Consider the following 14,943-nt stretch of genomic DNA (forward strand, 5'->3'; position numbering starts at 1 on the left):
GGGCGCGGGGCTCGTCGTCGGGCAGGCGTCCGGGTCGGTCCCGACGGGCACGCGGGCGGCTGCCGGTGGCGGGCAGTCGACGACGCGGTCTGAGCGGGTCCGGGACGACGGGCACGACCGGTCGGTGGGGATCCGCGGTCGCGTCGCTCGTCGTCGCGAGGACCCGTCCACGGTACGTCGCGAGGCTTGACGTCTCCTGTCCGTCGATGCAGGAGCATCGACCAGGACCTGAGCCAGCACGGGCGAGGAGCCGCCACCGGGCGCAGGATCGCCGCGGGCGACGGGCAGCGTCAGCGCAGGACGCGGGCGACCGCCTCCGCCCGGCTCCGGACACCGAGCTTCGCGAAGACCTGGTTGACGTACGACTTCACGGTCGGCACGGTGAGGAACAGCTCGGCGGCGATCTCCGGGTTGGTGCGACCCTCGGCGATGCGGGTCAGCACGTCGGCCTCGCGCGGGGTCAGCTCCGGGAACCGCTGCCGCACGTCGGGCTCCCCGGCCGCCGCGCTCGGCTCCCCAGCACCAGAACCAGCACCGGCACCGGCACCGGCACCGGCGCCCGCACCCGCACCAGCGCCCGTGGCCCCGGCCGCCAACCGTGCCAGGACCATCGCGCCCACGGTCGCATCGAAGGTGGTCTGCCCCGACGCCACCGCCCGGATCGCGGTGGCGATCTCCGCACGTCCCGCGTCCTTCGTCAGGTAACCCCGGGCGCCGGCGGCGAGCGCGGTGAGGATCGAGTCGTCGTCCGCGTACGTCGTCAGCACGAGGACCGCGGTCCCCGGGTGCTCGGCGGTGATCCGCCCGGTCGCCGCGGCTCCGTCCAGGACGGGCATCCGCAGGTCCATCAGCACCACGTCCGGGGCGAGCGCCGCGACCATCGCCACCGCGGCCGCGCCGTCCTCGGCTTCGCCCACGACCTCCAGGTCGTCGACGAGCGACAGCACCGTGACGAGACCGTCGCGGACGATCGCCTGGTCGTCGGCGACCAGGACCCGGATCGTCACGAGGTCCGACCGCCCGTGCCACCGCTCGTGCCGCCGACGGCCGGACGCTCGACGTCCTGGGCGACCGGCACGTGCATCGCGACGACGAACTCGCCGTCGGACCGTTCGGCCTCGACGGTCGCGTCCCCGCCGAGTTCGGCGAACCGCTCGCGCATCCCGAGCAGACCGTGTCCGTCGGCGGCGACGGGGTTCGCGACGACGACGTCCACGGCGTCGCCGTCCCGGATGACGGACAGGGACACGGGGCGGCCGGGGGCGTGCCTGCGGGCGTTGCTGAGGGCCTCCCGGACGGCGGAGACGACGACCGCGCGGGTGGCCTCGTCGACGTCGGGCAGGTCGAGGTCGCCCTGCACGACGGCGGTGCCGCCGAAGGAGCGGTGTGCGTCGACGAGGGCGGCGATGCCGTCGCCAGCCGGACGGGAGGCCCGTGGCGACTCCGCCACGCCACCCGCGTCCGGTCCGGGGACACCCATGGGAGCAGCGTCGCCGGGCTGGTCGTCGCGGAGCGCGCGGACCGCCCGACGCGCCTCGGTGAGTCCGTCGGCGGCGAGGGCCCGTGCGTCGGTCGCGCGCTGCCGGGCGTCCTCGACGCGGCCGGCTTCGAGGAGCGCCTCCACCGCGTCGAGCTGCAGGACCAGGCCGCCGAGCGAGTGCGCGAGCACGTCGTGCACGTCCCGGGCGACCCGCGCCCGGTCGGCGAGCAGACGTGCCCGCTGCTGGTCGCGGTCCGCCTGGCGGGCCTGTTCCTCGAGGACGCGTGCCTGCTCGGCGGCGACCCGGAGCTGTCGGCGGCTGACGCCGATCACGACGCCGAGCGCCAGGCCGAGCGCGGTGCCGAGCACCAGGGCGACCGAGGTGCCGGCGGCCGTGGCGACCGCGGCGACGACCACGACGGCGGCGAGCGCGGCGACGACGGCGACCCAGACGGGCAGGGTCGGCGCGGCCTCGAGGACGACGAGCCCGATGATGACCGGCACGAGCAGGAGCCCGTCGGTGTGGACGACCGCGAGCGACCCGGCGCCGACCATCAGCACGGCGGCGGGCACGGCGATGCGGGGTGGTCCGTACTCGCGGACGGCCCAGGCGGCGAGCGCGACGGCGCCGGTCACCCAGACCCAGACGGGGAGCTCCTGGGCGACGCCGTTCCGGACGAACCAGAAGGCCACGACGACGATGCCGACCGCGTTGAGCCCGATCGACAACCCGGCGCGGGACCGGCCCCGTGCGGAGTCGGTCCCGGCGGCACGCCCCTCGGGGCCGCGGAGGTCGGTCATCCCACCATCATGCCGCGGGAGGCGCGGGCGTCGTGCTGGAGGCGCTGGTCGACGACCAGGGCACGGGCGGCACGGTTGACGGCGAGCATGAGGAGGATGACGCCGGTCGAGGTGAGCAGGTGTGCACCGAGGTGGGCGCCGACGACGTCGAGGCCGACGCGGACGACGATCAGGGCGACCCAGAGGGCGGCACCGATCCAGCCGGTGCGGGACTGCAGGGTGCGTCCCTTCGCGTCGGGCGTGCTGACGGTGCGGAAGCGGGTGCGGCTGCCCATCGCCAGGCCGATGCCGACGGAGAGCAGCGCCTCGATGCCGAGGAAGACGACGTCCTGCGGGTCGATCGTGGCGGTGCTCTGGGCGAGGACCACGATGCCGATGCCCGCCATCACGACCGGACCGCGCCAGATCCGGGCCGGGTCCAGGAACTGCCAGGTGGACTGCTTCCAGGCGAGGTACCCGACGAGTGCGAGTCCGATGACGACGTTCGTGAGGAGCTGGACGGACATGGGGTGGGCCTCCCGGTCGTGGTCCGGCGGGGAGTTCCCCGCCGGTGGTCTCATCGTCGCCAGGGGGCGTCCGCCGGCCCACCACCCACGGGTGGGGACCGGGCGGGGGTCCGGGTGGTGTTCCATGGACGCATGGCTGATGCGTTCGACGGGTTCCGGGTGGGTGCGGGGTACGCGGTCGTCGAGCCGGACCGGCACCGACCGGGGTCGTTCACCCTGGTGGTGGACGGGACGCCGCAGTCGCACGTCGACCTCGAGGACCCGACGCACCTGGCGTTCGAGTACATCCGACGGATCGGGCACGCGATCGACCTGCTGCCGCCGGGGCCGGTGACGGCGCTGCACCTCGGCGCCGGTGCGCTGACCCTGCCGCGGTACGTGGCGGTGACCCGGCCGGGCTCGCGGCAGCAGGTCATCGAGCTCGAGCGGGACCTGGTCGACCACGTCCGGGACGCCCTGCCGTTCCCCCGCGGCGCCTCGATCCGGGTGCGGTACGGCGACGCCCGCGAGGTCATGGAGAAGCTGCCGGCCGGACTCCGCGGCACCGTCGACCTGGCCGTCGTCGACGTGTTCTCGGGTGCCCGCACACCGGCGCACGTGACGAGTGTCGAGTTCTACCGGTCGGTCGCGTCGTTCCTGTCCCCGACCGGGATGGTCGCGGTGAACGTCGCGGACGGGGCCGGGCTGGCCTTCGCCCGGGGGCAGGCGTCGACGCTGCAGTCGGTGTTGCCCTCGGTGGCGGCGGTCGCGGACACCGGCATGCTCAAGGGTCGGCGCTTCGGCAACATCGTGCTGCTCGGCTCCCCCGGCGAGCTGCCGATCGCGGACATGCCGCGGCGGTACTCGTCCGACCCGCTGCCGAGCAAGGTCGTGCACGGCGACGAGCTGCGGGCCTTCATCGCGGGCGCCCCGATCGTCACCGACACCACGGCCGTCGGGTCGCCCGAGCCGAACAAGTCGGTCTTCGGCGCCTGAACACGATCGGGCACGCGCCGACCTGGGGCCTCGCTGCGGATCGCGCGGGCTCCGTACCCCGGGCGGGGGACGCTGCCAGGATGGTCGGAGCACGCCGCGCCAGCGCGCGACCGCACACCACGAGGAGGCCGCCGATGACCAACGACGATCGCAACGAGGAACAGCCCCGCTACGGCGAGCCGCAGCAGCCGCGCTACGGCGAGCGCGTCAGCCCGGAGCAGGGCGGCGCACCCCGCTCCGATGACCAGCCGACGCAGCAGTACCAGCAGCAGTCGGCGCCGCAATGGGGTCAGCACGACCAGCAGCAGCACCAGCAGTACGGGCAGCAGCAGCAGTACGGGCAGCCGGGCGACCAGTACGGGCAGCAGCCGCAGCAGTACGGGCAGCCGCAGCAGTACGGCAATCAGCAGCAGGCCGGAGCCCCCGCCTGGCACTCGTACGACGAGCCTGCCAAGAAGAAGAAGACCGTCGGCATCATCGCCTTCTTCGTCGGGGTCGTGGCGCTCGTCCTCGGCGTCGTCGCCGGGGTCCTGCTCGGCAACGGCCTCGGGAACAGCCAGGCCCTGCAGGACTACGCGGCGAACGGTGGCGCGGGCGACCCGCAGGAACTCCAGCGCCAGCTCATGCAGGACCCCGCCGCGATGTCGTCGCTCGGCACCGGCATGATCGTCTTCGGGATCGGCTCGCTGTTCGGCCTCTGGGCGATCGTGCAGGGGATCATCGCGATCGCCACCAAGCGGGGACGCGTCTGGGGTGTCCTGGCAGTCGTGCTCGCCCTCGTCGCCGCCGTCGTGGCCATCGCCCTGTACGCCAGCGCCATCGCCGGATCCGTCTCCGGCATGTGACCACCAGCTCGACGCCACTCGGCCCGTCCCGGACTCCCGGGGCGGGCCGTCTGCGTTCGTGCGCGTGGCACGGTCACCTCCCGGGGCGACGCGGATACCCTCGACCCTGATGTCCCTCCCGCCCGACGAACGCCGAGACCACGACCGCGCCGACCAGGCCCGGGAGCCCCGTCATGCCGCCCCGGTGACCGCCGGGGTCAGCCCGGGCAGCACCTTCGCGCCGATCAGCCTGCGCCCCGCCGTCGACGTCCAGGCCGTGCAGGACCGCCTGCGCGACCTCGGGCAGAGCCGCAGCACCGACGCGCTGGCCGAACGGGCCGAGCTGCTCCGGCTGCTCGGCCGCCTGGACGAGGCGCTGACCGTCGCGGAAGAGGTGTTCCGCCTGACGATGTTCACCGGTGAGCGCCAGGACAAGGTGTCCGCACGGATCCGCCGCGCGCACATCCTGCACGACCTCGGCCGGTACGAGCGCGCCGCGACCGAGGCCTCGATGGCGCGGGACACCGCCGCGACCGAAGAGTGGCCGGAGCTCGAGGGCGCCGCCGCCGAACTCGAGGGCTGGTCCCTCTACGAACTGTCCCGCTTCGAGGAGGCCCGCGCCGTCCTCAGCCGGTCGTACGACGCGTTCCGCGCTGCCGGCGCCCCGGCGGAGCGCACCGAGGCGCTCCGGACCGCCGTCGAGGCCGCACTCCGGGCCTCCATGACGCAGCCGGCGGCGGAACCCGAGGCCGAGCGTCCCCGGACCGCCCGCGACTTCGCGGTGCGCACCGACGCCGAGCCCACGCCGCGTGCGGCCGAGCCGGCCACGCCGCTGCCGACGACCCCGCGACGGGTGCTCGGCGCTCCGGACGCCGCCCGGACCGAGGGCGACTCGCTCTGGGGTCGACTGGCCCGTCCGTCGCGCACGGACCGGGACGAGTGACGCTGCTCGACGACGTACGGACCCGTGCCGCGGAACTGATGGGCGACCACCTGCCCGACGGCTCGTGGACCTTCGCGTTCGACAACGCGAAGACCCGCGCCGGCCAGTGCGACTTCGCGCGGCGGCGGATCACGGTGAGTCGGCACCTGGCGGTCCGGTTCACCCCGGAGGACGTCGATCAGGTGCTGCTGCACGAGATCGCGCACGCGCTGAGCGGGCCGCGCGCCGGCCACGGTCCCACGTGGCGGCGGACGGCCCAGGGCCTCGGGTACACGGGCTCACGGCTGCACGACGGCCCGATCGCCAGCGAACTCGCCCCGTGGGTGGGGACCTGCCCCGCGGGGCACGAGCACTTCCGGTACCGGACGCCCACCCGACCGCTGGCGTGTGCACGCTGCGGGCGGCGGTTCGACGAACGGAACGTCATCACCTGGCACCGCCGGAGCGGAACGGCTACCCCAGCTTCGGCAGATCGTGCCGGAGGCGCGCCGCTCACCCGTTAGCCTGGGCGGATGCGAACAGGCCAGGACATCCGGACCGATGCCGGGTCCTCGTGGTTCTTCGACGCGGGCCGGATCGCCCTGGACTTCGCACACACCGGCGGGTTCGCGGACGACCCGGACCGCCGACGCCCCCGGGGACACCTCGGGGAGCTGCTGGCCACCCCCGCCGACCTCGACGAGTGGTTGGGGCTGCACACCGAACCGATCGACGTCGGCGCGACCGCCCGCGAGCTGCAGGACGCTCGGGCGCTCCGGGCCGCGATCGCCCGGTTGGCCACCGCCGCTGCCCCGGCACCCGCCGACTCCGCTGCGGAACGGACCGCGGTCGCCGCTGGACTCCGCGCCGGGACCGGCCGGACGCGTCCGGCGCCGGACGACATCGACACGGTGAACCTGTTCGCCGCCCTGCCGGACGTGCCCCCGAGCCTCCCGGGTGGCCGACGCCGCGCCGGGGCGAACCGGGTGCGGCTGGCGCAGGCGCTGTCGAGCGTCGCGCGTGACGCCGTGGCCCTGCTCACCGAGGTCGGCTTCGACGACGTCGAGGCGGACGGGCGTCCGGCGCGCCTGAGCCGCTGTTCGGCGCCGGACTGCGGGCTCGTGTTCTACGACTCCTCGCGTGGCGGGACCCGTCGCTGGTGCTCGATGCAGCGCTGCGGCAACCGGGCGAAGGTCCGCGCCCACCGGGCCCGCCGCGCGGCCGTCTGAACCGAGCGCAGCGCGCGGCCGCCTGAACTGAGCGCAGCGCGCGGCGTCCGGAGCGTGGGCGAGGATCCGCGAAGAACGGACGGCGCACCGAAAGTCTGGATTCGGCGCGCCGAAACCTCTGGCATGGTGGGTGCATGACGGACACCGCCACCCCGGTCGTGGGCCAGCGCCCGCCCGGTCGCCGCGCCGCCGGACTCGGGCTCCTCGGTCCGGCGTTCGTCGCGGCCATCGCCTACGTCGACCCCGGCAACGTCGCCGCGAACCTGACCGCCGGTGCCCGCTACGGCTACCTGCTGCTCTGGGTCCTCATCGCCGCGAACGCCAGTGCCGTCGTCGTCCAGTACCTCTCCGCCAAGCTCGGCATCGTCACGGGCAGGTCCCTGCCGGAGCTGCTGGGCCTGCGGATGCGCCGCACGCCCCGCCTGCTGTTCTGGGCCCAGGCCGAGGTCGTCGCCGCCGCCACCGACGTCGCCGAGGTGATCGGCGGCGCCCTGGCCCTGCACCTGCTCTTCGGCGTCCCCCTCGTCGTCGGCGGGCTCATCACCGGCGTGGTCTCGATGGCGATCCTGCTGCTCCAGCACCACCGGGGCGCCCGGACCTTCGAGGCCGTCGTCACGGCGATGCTCGCGGTGCTGACGGTCGGGTTCTGCGCGGGACTGCTGTTCGCGCAGGTCTCCCCCGCGGCACTCGTCGCCGGCATCGCCCCGCGGTTCGCCGACTCCGGCTCGGTGCTGCTCGCCGCGTCGATGCTCGGCGCGACGGTGATGCCGCACGCGGTGTACCTGCACTCGGCGCTCGCCCGCGACCGACACGGCGACACCCCGGTCGGCCCGGAGCGTCGGCGCATCCTGGTCGCGACCCGGTGGGACGTGGCGCTGGCGCTCGTCCTCGCGGGCGGGGTGAACATCGCGATGCTCGTCCTCGCGGCTGCCACGCTGCAGGGGGTGTCCGGCACCGACTCGATCCCGGGAGCGCAGCACGCCATCGCCGAGAACGTCGGCCCCGTGGTCGGGGTGCTCTTCTCGGTCGGACTGCTGGCGTCCGGGCTCGCGTCCACCTCGGTGGGCTGCATGGCCGGGGCGGAGATCATGCACGGGCTGCTGCACGTGCGGGTCCCGCTCGTCGTGCGGCGCCTCGTCACGCTCGTGCCGGCGATCGTCCTGCTGGCGCTGCGGTACGACCCGACGCAGCTGCTGGTGATCAGCCAGGTGGTGCTGAGCTTCGGGATCGCCTTCGCGATCGTCCCCCTGGTGGCCTACACGTCACGGCGGAGCGTCATGGGTGACGACGTCAACGCGCTCGGCACGAAGGTGCTCGCGTGGCTGATCGCGGCGGTGATCGTCGCGCTGAACATCGCGCTGATCGTGCTCACCGTCACGGGCTGAGGACACCGGGCGGGGCGGCGACCGCACCGCCCGAGGGCAGTGCGGTCGCGGGGCCTCACTCGGAGACCTTGGCGTCCTTCCAGAACGCGACGTACCCGCTGTAGTCCTTACCGACGCGGTCGAACGACGTCGGGATCGGCTGCGGGTAGGACCATGCGGCGTCGACGTGCTGCTGCCCGTCCACGGTCACGGTCCAGTACTGCGTGTCGCCCTTCCACGGGCAGTGGTACTGCGTGGGGCTCTCGCTGAAGAGCTCGGTCTTCACGCTCGCCGGCGGGAAGTACCAGTTGCCCTCGATCTGGATGAGGTCCGTCTCCGGGGCCTCCGCGATGACGGTGTCACCGATCAGTGCCTGCATGGCTCACTCCTCGTTCTTCGCCGTCGGTGGGACGGCGGTCGACTCGGGACGTTACGCCCGCTCGGTGGACGGCCGCAGCGTGACCAGCTCCGGTCCGACGGCGAGGGCCGCGTGCACCCGGTCGACGTCGAGCGCACCGGCGGACTCCGACGCGGTCACCAGGTGCGTCGCCGCCTGCCGGAGGTCCGTCCACGCCGCACAGGCCGCCGCCGCCTCGGGCGAGGTGTGGTCGACGCCGCTGGTCACGAGGGCGTCCACGACCGCGCCGGCCGCGAGCAGGTCCTCGACCGCGAACTCCGGCACCGCAGGCACGTCGGGGAACTCGCCGGCGTCGTCCGCCGTGCCGCCGCCGACCGGCTCGTCGAGATGGCCGGCCGCGACGACCGCCACGACACAGCGGTCCCCCCGGTCGGCCTGGAGGCGCAGCACCCGTTCCGCGACGGCCGTCACGTTCCCCAGGTGGCCGAGCACGACCTCCGGTCCGTCCGGCAGCAACGCGAGGGGTGCGCGGGCGCCGTCCGACCCGGGGGCCGGTGCCGTTGCCGTTGCCGTTGCCGTTGCCGGGAGGACGTCGACCCAGACGAGGAGGTGCGCGTCCGCCGCGATCCGTGCGGCACCCGCCGCGCCCCACCCGAACCGCACCTGGTACCCCCGCTGCCCTCGCTCCTGCACGCCGACACGATACCGAGACGGCAGGGGGTGCTCGCAGCCGGGGTGTCCGCGCCGGCCGGTACGATCCGATGCCATGGAGACCGACCCCGCGCCCACCCTCACCGGCGACCGCGTCACGCTCGAGCCCCTGTCGCTCGAGCACGCGGACGACCTGCGGGCCGCGGTGGCGGACGGGGACCTCTGGCGTGCCTGGTACACCTCGGTCCCCGCGCCGTCGCAGGTCGAGACGGAGATCGAACGGCGGCTGGCCGAGCAGTCGGCGGGCCGGATGGTGCCCTTCGCCGTGCGCGACCGGCCGACCGGGCGGGTCGTCGGGGCCACCACGTTCCTGCACCTCGACGACGCGAACCGCCGGGTGGAGATCGGGTCGACGTTCCTCGCCGCCTCGTCGCAGCGCACCGGCATCAACACCGAGGCGAAGCTGCTGCTCCTCTCGCACGCCTTCGAGACGTGGCAGTGCATCGCCGTGGAGTTCCGCACGCACTGGCACAACACGCGGTCCCGCGCGGCCATCGCCGGGATCGGCGCGAAGCAGGACGGCGTCCTCCGGAACCACTCGGTCGGGCCGGACGGCAGCATGCGCGACACCGTCGTGTTCTCGGTCATCCAGTCGGAGTGGCCGACGGTCCGTCTGTCGTTGTCTGAACGTCTGCGCAGCCACGACCGGGCCGAGGGTGCCCGCCGCCGGTCAGCACGCCACGCCTGAGCCCCGCCACGACCGAGCGCCACGCCTGGCCGCCCCCACACCGCAGCCGGTCGGTGCGGCCGGACCCCAGCCGGTCCGCGTAGCGTCCGCCGCATGCACGTCGGTCTCCGCATCGTCCTGGACGCTCCCGTCGACGCCGTCCGGGACGCCCTCCTCCGGCCGTCCGTGATGGTCGCCGTCACCAAGCCGTTCCTCGTCTACCGCTCGCTCGACCCCGCGGGGTTCCCGGAGCACTGGACGCCGGACCAGCCGCACCCGATCGGTGCGTCCACGTTCGGCCTGGTGCCGAGCGGGACGAGCCACGTCGACATCGACCTGCACGAGACCGACGGCGTCCCGATCCAGGTCGACCGCGGCGGCGGCACGAGCGGTCTGTTCGCCCGGATGGACATGCGCCACCGGATGGCCGTCTCCGCCCTCCCCGACGGCCGGACCCTGTTCCGCGACCGCCTGACCTACCGCACGCGCCCCGCGCTCCTCGGCATCGCGCTCTGGCCCGGCATGTGGGTCATCTGGCAGTGGCGGGCGTTCCGGATGCGCGCCCTCGCCCCCACCTGGCGGGCGTGAGCGTACGCTCGTCGACGTGACCCAGACGGAGACCACCGACCGCGTCCGCACCGCCCTCGCCACCGCCGACTGGCGCCGCGAGACGTTCGACCTCTTCCGCCGGGTCCGGGCCACGCCCGAGCCCGAGGCGGCACACACGCTGTGGCGCGAGGGTCGCGACGCGATGTTCGCGGGGCACCCGGCCAGCCCGCTGCTGCCCGAGGACGCCGAGGGCTTCACGTCGCTGCCCTTCCCGGCCTACGACCCGGCCTGGCGCTTCCACGCCCGGATCGAGGAGGCCGAGCCGAAGGTGCTCGACGTCGAGACCGGCACCGACGGCATCGTGCACTTCGACCGCCTCGGTGTCGTGCAGGTCCCCGGGGTCGGATCGCTCGACGTCTGGAAGCACGGCGGCTACGCGGGCGGCCTGTTCGTCCCCGTGAAGGACGCCAGCGCCGGCAAGCCCGGTGGCACCTACGGCGGCGGGCGCTACCTGATCGACACGATCAAGGGCTCCGACCTGGGCGACACGGACGGTGAGCTCGTCCTCGACTTCAACTTCGCCTACAACCCGTCGTGCGCGTACGATCCAGCGTGGGCGTGCCCGCTCGCGCCTCCCGGCAACACCCTGCCCGTGGCGGTCCCGGTCGGCGAGCGGTACGGCTCCTAGGGTGGACCGCATGTCCGGATTCGTCGCGATCGACGCCGGTGGCCGCGTGCCGCCCTTCGAACAGGTGCGCTCGCAGCTCGCCGCCCAGATCGCCGCCGGGTACCTGGTCGACGGGGAGCGCCTGCCGAGTGTCCGCGGACTGGCCGCCGAACTCGGGCTGGCCGCCGGGACGGTCGCGAAGGCCTACCAGCTGCTCGAGGAAGCCGGGCTCGTGCAGACCGCACGCGGTGCCGGCACCCGGGTGGTCCGACCGGCCGCGGTGCCGGAGTCGGTCACGCACGCCGCGGCCGCCCTGGTCGCCGCCGCACGCGAGGCCGGGCTGTCGGCCGACCAGACCGCGGCCGCGCTGCACGACGCCTGGCCCGCGTAGCCGGTCCGGCCCGGGTTTGCGCTGGGCGACATCGCGCGGCCCGGCACACACGAGCGGTGTCGCTCAGCGCGAACAGCGCCCGCCGCGAACCACGCCCGCCGCGCTCAGCAGTGGCGGAAGACGTACCCGTCCTCGCCAGCCGGCACGAGGTCCCGGTCGCGGAGGATCGTCATCCGCGGGCGGTCGGTCATCGCGCAGACGGCGGACCACTTCCCCTTGAGGGTGTCCGCGTACTCGACGTCGATCACGCGCGCCCCGTACACGTCCGTGTAGGCGGCGCACTCGTCGTACTGCACGCACTCCTCGGCGACCACGAAGTCGAACCCGGTGCGCTCCCGTCCGGCGGTGCCGAGCTGCGGGGTGTTCTTCTGGGCGGCGGCCAGGCCGTGCTGGTGGGCGACCCGGACGAGCGACGCGGCGAGCGCCAGGTTCCCCGAGCGGGTCATCCGGCCGCCGGAACGGGTCCACGAGTCGAGGTTGTCGAACTCGACGGCGTCGAACCCGTGGTCGGCGCAGCGGGCGATCGACCGTGACAGCACCGAGGTGATCGTGGCCCGGGCGCTCGCGGTCCGGGTGTCGAGGATGAGCTCGTCCGGCCACCCCGGGTCGATGACGGGCTTGCCGGCGGCCGTGCGGAGGACGGCGTCGGGGTGTTCGGACAGCCAGGACGCCCGGTCCTCCGGCTGGGTCTGGAACCCGTTGACGTAGCAGATGCCGTACACGCCGGCGGCGGCCTTCTCCGTGCTGTCCCGTTCGACCACGGTGACGCCGGCGGGTGGCGTGTACGAGCCGCCGAGCTGGTAGTCGGGGATGCCGCCGGTGGGCAGGGCACGCGCGGCGACGTCGGCACCGGCGGTCGCGCCTCCCGTCCCGGCGTCGTCGACGGTGCGGTGCGCGCCGGGGGTGGTGCCCGCGGATCCGGACGGGGCGGCGCACGCCGTCAGGCCGGTGACGGCGACGACGAGCAGGGCGGTGGTGACGAGGGACCTGCGGAAGAGCACGAGGCATCCTCGCACGTGGTGGTGACCCGCCCGTGCCGCCGTCGTCGAGACCGGATCGCAACGCCCGACGCGAACGCCCCTCCCGTTCCGACGCCCGAGGCCGCTATGCTGGGACCACTCGAGGCGCCGATCGCCTCGTGCGTCGTACGGACGCCCCCGAAACCTCCCGGTGTCCCGCACACTCGAACAGACTCCCGTGTCTGGTCGGATCGCGTGCGGAACCGACACCGATGTGTATCGCGCACCACCCTCGCCCCGGAATCCGTCCGGTGGCGCAGATCCCGGTGCCAGGCTCTCTGCTGCGGCGACAGCACCCGCACTCCAGCGCCGACGTCCACCAGGACCCGGACCGCTGAGCGGATGCGCTCCCGCCCGCGCCGGCCTCGACCGCGCGCCCTTCCGGCCCTCCCGGGCCCGAGAGGTCACCATGACCACCCAGAACTCCAGCACGACCCAGAACTCCAGCACGACACAGAACACCAGCACCACCCAGAGCGCTGACAGCACCGACGTCCGGTTCGCCGACCTCGGTGTCCCCGCCCCGATGGTCGACGTCCTCGTCGGCCAGGGCAAGGAGAACGCCTTCCCGATCCAGGTCGACACCCTGCCCGACTCGCTCCAGGGCAAGGACGTGCTCGGTCGCGGGCGCACCGGCTCCGGCAAGACGATCGCCTTCGCGATCCCCCTCGCCGCCCGCCTGGCAGCGTCGTCCCGCAACCGCCGCGCCGGTCGTCCCCGTGCCCTCGTGCTCGCCCCGACCCGTGAGCTCGCGACGCAGATCGACGCGACGCTCGCCCCCCTCGCCAAGGCGATGGGCCTGAACACGACGACCATCTTCGGTGGTGTCGGCCAGGGCCGTCAGGTCGAGGCCCTCAACCGCGGCGTCGACATCGTCGTGGCCTGCCCCGGCCGCCTGGCGGACCTCATGCAGCAGGGCCACGTGCACCTGGACGCCATCGAGGTCACCGTCCTCGACGAGGCCGACCACATGGCCGACATGGGCTTCCTGCCCGGCGTCACCAAGATCATGCAGGCGACCCCGGCCAAGGGCCAGCGCCTGCTGTTCTCCGCCACGCTCGACAACGGCGTGGACAAGCTCGTCAAGAAGTTCCTGCACGACCCGGTGATGCACTCGGTCGACGACGAGAACAGCCCCGTCGAGGCGATGACCCACCACCTCTTCGAGGTCGCGGACGCTGACGCCAAGAAGGACCTGGTCAAGGCCCTCGCCTCCGGCACCGGCCGTCGCATCCTCTTCATGCGTACGAAGCACCACGCGAAGCGCCTCGCCAAGCAGCTCTCCAGCCAGGGCATCCCGGCCGTCGACCTGCAGGGCAACCTGTCGCAGGGTGCCCGTGAGCGGAACCTCGCCCGGTTCTCCTCCGGCGACGCCCTGGTCCTCGTCGCGACCGACGTCGCCGCCCGCGGTGTGCACGTCGACGCCGTCGAGCTCGTCGTGCACGTCGACCCGCCCACCGAGCACAAGGCGTACCTGCACCGTTCCGGCCGCACCGCCCGTGCCGGTTCGTCGGGCGACGTCGTCACCGTGACGATGCCGGCCGAGCGTCGCGACGTCGCGCAGATGATGCGTGCCGCAGCGATCAAGGTCAGCCCGCAGCACGTCACCGCGACCTCCGCGGCCGTCACCGAGCTCGTCGGCGAGGTGGCCCCGTACCGCGAGGACACCACCCCGGCACCGCAGCAGCAGCAGCCGCGCCGTCAGTCGTCCGGTGACGCCGCCGGCCAGGGCCGTGGCCGCTCGCGTGGTCGTGGCGCCCCCGCCGGTGGCACCGGTGGCCGTTCGGGAGGCTCGTCCTCCGCCGGACGCTCCGCCGCCGGTTCCGACTCGGCCGGCTCCGGTGCCCGCCGTGGCGGTCGCGCCGAGGGCGCCGGTCGTGACGACCGTCGTGGCGCCTCGGCCGGTCAGCGTGGCGGTGCCCCGCGTCGTGCCGGTTCCGACACCACCCGCGGTGGCTCGGCGTCGGTCTGGTCCTCGGACGGCGGCTACAGCGCCGGCCGTGCGCCGCGCGACGACGCTGCTCCCGCAGGCCGTCGTGGTGGCTCGCGCCGCGCCTCCCGTCCGGCCGGTACCGGTCGCTGACCCTGGTCCTGAACGCTTCCTCCGAAGACCACGGACGACGAGCGTACGGTTCTGGTCACCGGCGGGAGCGCGAGCAACTGCCGGCGACTTTTTCCGTTGTCGAGAGGAGCGCACATGGCTGGGATCGAAGACATCAAGAACGCCGCTGAGAAGGCGGCAGGCAAGGCCAAGGAAGCCCTCGGCAACGCCACGGACAACGACCGCCTGAAGGCCGAAGGCCAGACCGACCAGGGCAAGGCCTCGGCCAAGCAGGGCGTCACGGACGTGAAGGACGCGGCGCACGGCGTCGCCGACAGCTTCAAGAACGACAAGTAACCAAGCCGGTCTCGTACCGCGCTGCGAAGCCCCCGGATCCGATCGGATCCGGGGGCTTCGTCGTGAGCCGGTGCGGACGGCC

Annotated in this window: 18 protein-coding genes; 12 read left to right on the top strand and 6 right to left on the bottom strand. The window is 73.9% G+C overall.

From position 1 onward, the window contains the following. Positions 1–290 precede the first annotated feature (290 nt). The 3 genes from DEI97_RS16175 to DEI97_RS16185 are packed head-to-tail and all read right to left on the bottom strand — an operon-like array spanning position 291 to position 2,787. Complete coding sequence (locus tag DEI97_RS16175) at positions 291–1,007, bottom strand: response regulator transcription factor (protein ID WP_111073961.1); 717 nt, start codon at positions 1,005–1,007, stop codon at positions 291–293. Beyond that, positions 1,004–2,281: a sensor histidine kinase gene (locus tag DEI97_RS16180; protein WP_111073962.1), complete on the bottom strand. Its 1,278-nt coding sequence runs from the start codon at positions 2,279–2,281 to the stop codon at positions 1,004–1,006. The genes DEI97_RS16175 and DEI97_RS16180 overlap by 4 nt, the downstream gene beginning before the upstream one ends. Further along, positions 2,278–2,787: a hypothetical protein gene (locus DEI97_RS16185; protein WP_111073963.1), complete on the bottom strand. Its 510-nt coding sequence runs from the start codon at positions 2,785–2,787 to the stop codon at positions 2,278–2,280. Before DEI97_RS16185 ends, DEI97_RS16180 begins: the two co-directional genes overlap by 4 nt. Before the next feature lie 132 nt (positions 2,788–2,919). Here DEI97_RS16185 and DEI97_RS16190 point away from each other — a divergent pair, with 132 nt between their 5' ends. The 6 genes from DEI97_RS16190 (at position 2,920) to DEI97_RS16215 (ending at position 8,122) form a co-directional block, all read left to right on the top strand. Beyond that, entirely contained in the window at positions 2,920–3,762 is an 843-nt protein-coding gene (locus tag DEI97_RS16190) for a spermidine synthase (protein WP_111073964.1), read from the top strand. A gap of 134 nt (positions 3,763–3,896) precedes the next feature. After that, a complete protein-coding gene (locus tag DEI97_RS16195) occupies positions 3,897–4,607 on the top strand; it encodes a DUF4064 domain-containing protein (protein ID WP_111073965.1) in 711 nt (236 codons plus the stop codon). A gap of 109 nt (positions 4,608–4,716) precedes the next feature. After that, positions 4,717–5,529: a hypothetical protein gene (locus DEI97_RS16200; protein WP_111073966.1), complete on the top strand. Its 813-nt coding sequence runs from the start codon at positions 4,717–4,719 to the stop codon at positions 5,527–5,529. Then, on the top strand, positions 5,526–6,032 hold the full coding sequence (locus DEI97_RS16205) for a SprT-like domain-containing protein (protein WP_258376636.1): 507 nt from the start codon (positions 5,526–5,528) through the stop codon (positions 6,030–6,032). Before DEI97_RS16200 ends, DEI97_RS16205 begins: the two co-directional genes overlap by 4 nt. Before the next feature lie 9 nt (positions 6,033–6,041). Next, entirely contained in the window at positions 6,042–6,737 is a 696-nt protein-coding gene (locus DEI97_RS16210; protein WP_111073967.1) for a CGNR zinc finger domain-containing protein, read from the top strand. A 134-nt stretch (positions 6,738–6,871) separates the two neighbouring features. After that, on the top strand, positions 6,872–8,122 hold the full coding sequence (locus DEI97_RS16215) for an Nramp family divalent metal transporter (RefSeq protein ID WP_111073968.1): 1,251 nt from the start codon (positions 6,872–6,874) through the stop codon (positions 8,120–8,122). A gap of 55 nt (positions 8,123–8,177) precedes the next feature. Here the strand turns inward: DEI97_RS16215 and DEI97_RS16220 are convergent, their stop codons facing one another. Further along, positions 8,178–8,480: a DUF427 domain-containing protein gene (locus DEI97_RS16220; RefSeq protein ID WP_111073969.1), complete on the bottom strand. Its 303-nt coding sequence runs from the start codon at positions 8,478–8,480 to the stop codon at positions 8,178–8,180. 51 nt (positions 8,481–8,531) lie between these two features. Beyond that, a complete protein-coding gene (locus DEI97_RS16225) occupies positions 8,532–9,152 on the bottom strand; it encodes a 2-phosphosulfolactate phosphatase (RefSeq protein ID WP_146248065.1) in 621 nt (206 codons plus the stop codon). A gap of 73 nt (positions 9,153–9,225) precedes the next feature. Here DEI97_RS16225 and DEI97_RS16230 point away from each other — a divergent pair, with 73 nt between their 5' ends. The 4 genes from DEI97_RS16230 (at position 9,226) to DEI97_RS16245 (ending at position 11,444) form a co-directional block, all read left to right on the top strand. Next, the gene (locus DEI97_RS16230; protein WP_111073971.1) at positions 9,226–9,858 is read left to right on the top strand and encodes a GNAT family N-acetyltransferase; all 633 of its coding nucleotides are present in this window, start codon (positions 9,226–9,228) and stop codon (positions 9,856–9,858) included. A 93-nt stretch (positions 9,859–9,951) separates the two neighbouring features. Beyond that, entirely contained in the window at positions 9,952–10,425 is a 474-nt protein-coding gene (locus DEI97_RS16235) for a hypothetical protein (protein WP_111073972.1), read from the top strand. A 16-nt stretch (positions 10,426–10,441) separates the two neighbouring features. After that, positions 10,442–11,074: a DUF1684 domain-containing protein gene (locus DEI97_RS16240; protein ID WP_111073973.1), complete on the top strand. Its 633-nt coding sequence runs from the start codon at positions 10,442–10,444 to the stop codon at positions 11,072–11,074. A 10-nt stretch (positions 11,075–11,084) separates the two neighbouring features. Beyond that, entirely contained in the window at positions 11,085–11,444 is a 360-nt protein-coding gene (locus DEI97_RS16245) for a GntR family transcriptional regulator (RefSeq protein WP_111074195.1), read from the top strand. A gap of 104 nt (positions 11,445–11,548) precedes the next feature. On the opposite strand, the gene DEI97_RS16250 is transcribed toward DEI97_RS16245, so the two are convergent. Next, positions 11,549–12,445 carry an endo alpha-1,4 polygalactosaminidase gene (locus tag DEI97_RS16250; protein ID WP_258376637.1) on the bottom strand — a complete coding sequence of 299 codons (897 nt, stop codon included), beginning with the start codon at positions 12,443–12,445 and terminating at the stop codon, positions 11,549–11,551. Positions 12,446–12,989: 544 nt separating this feature from the next. Between DEI97_RS16250 and DEI97_RS16255 the strand changes: the two genes are divergently transcribed. Next, positions 12,990–14,546: a DEAD/DEAH box helicase gene (locus tag DEI97_RS16255; protein WP_258376653.1), complete on the top strand. Its 1,557-nt coding sequence runs from the start codon at positions 12,990–12,992 to the stop codon at positions 14,544–14,546. A gap of 114 nt (positions 14,547–14,660) precedes the next feature. Further along, positions 14,661–14,861, top strand: a complete 201-nt coding sequence (locus tag DEI97_RS16260; RefSeq protein ID WP_111073976.1) for a CsbD family protein — start codon at positions 14,661–14,663, stop codon at positions 14,859–14,861. The last annotated feature ends 82 nt before the right edge of the window (positions 14,862–14,943 follow it).

This window comes from Curtobacterium sp. MCLR17_032 (assembly GCF_003234795.2).
Lineage (GTDB): Bacteria > Actinomycetota > Actinomycetes > Actinomycetales > Microbacteriaceae > Curtobacterium.

What these genes read in the sequence shown, in the direction of transcription:
- DEI97_RS16215 (WP_111073968.1), top strand. Translation starts at nt 6,872, where the DNA reads ATGACGGACACCGCCACCCCGGTCGTGGGCCAGCGCCCGCCCGGTCGC.
- DEI97_RS16200 (WP_111073966.1), top strand. Translation starts at nt 4,717, where the DNA reads ATGTCCCTCCCGCCCGACGAACGCCGAGACCACGACCGCGCCGACCAG.
- DEI97_RS16235 (WP_111073972.1), top strand. Translation starts at nt 9,952, where the DNA reads ATGCACGTCGGTCTCCGCATCGTCCTGGACGCTCCCGTCGACGCCGTC.
- DEI97_RS16195 (WP_111073965.1), top strand. Translation starts at nt 3,897, where the DNA reads ATGACCAACGACGATCGCAACGAGGAACAGCCCCGCTACGGCGAGCCG.
- DEI97_RS16260 (WP_111073976.1), top strand. Translation starts at nt 14,661, where the DNA reads ATGGCTGGGATCGAAGACATCAAGAACGCCGCTGAGAAGGCGGCAGGC.
- DEI97_RS16210 (WP_111073967.1), top strand. Translation starts at nt 6,042, where the DNA reads ATGCGAACAGGCCAGGACATCCGGACCGATGCCGGGTCCTCGTGGTTC.
- DEI97_RS16185 (WP_111073963.1), bottom strand. Translation starts at nt 2,787, where the DNA reads ATGTCCGTCCAGCTCCTCACGAACGTCGTCATCGGACTCGCACTCGTC.
- DEI97_RS16190 (WP_111073964.1), top strand. Translation starts at nt 2,920, where the DNA reads ATGGCTGATGCGTTCGACGGGTTCCGGGTGGGTGCGGGGTACGCGGTC.
- DEI97_RS16245 (WP_111074195.1), top strand. Translation starts at nt 11,085, where the DNA reads ATGTCCGGATTCGTCGCGATCGACGCCGGTGGCCGCGTGCCGCCCTTC.
- DEI97_RS16220 (WP_111073969.1), bottom strand. Translation starts at nt 8,480, where the DNA reads ATGCAGGCACTGATCGGTGACACCGTCATCGCGGAGGCCCCGGAGACG.
- DEI97_RS16180 (WP_111073962.1), bottom strand. Translation starts at nt 2,281, where the DNA reads ATGACCGACCTCCGCGGCCCCGAGGGGCGTGCCGCCGGGACCGACTCC.
- DEI97_RS16255 (WP_258376653.1), top strand. Translation starts at nt 12,990, where the DNA reads ATGGTCGACGTCCTCGTCGGCCAGGGCAAGGAGAACGCCTTCCCGATC.
- DEI97_RS16230 (WP_111073971.1), top strand. Translation starts at nt 9,226, where the DNA reads ATGGAGACCGACCCCGCGCCCACCCTCACCGGCGACCGCGTCACGCTC.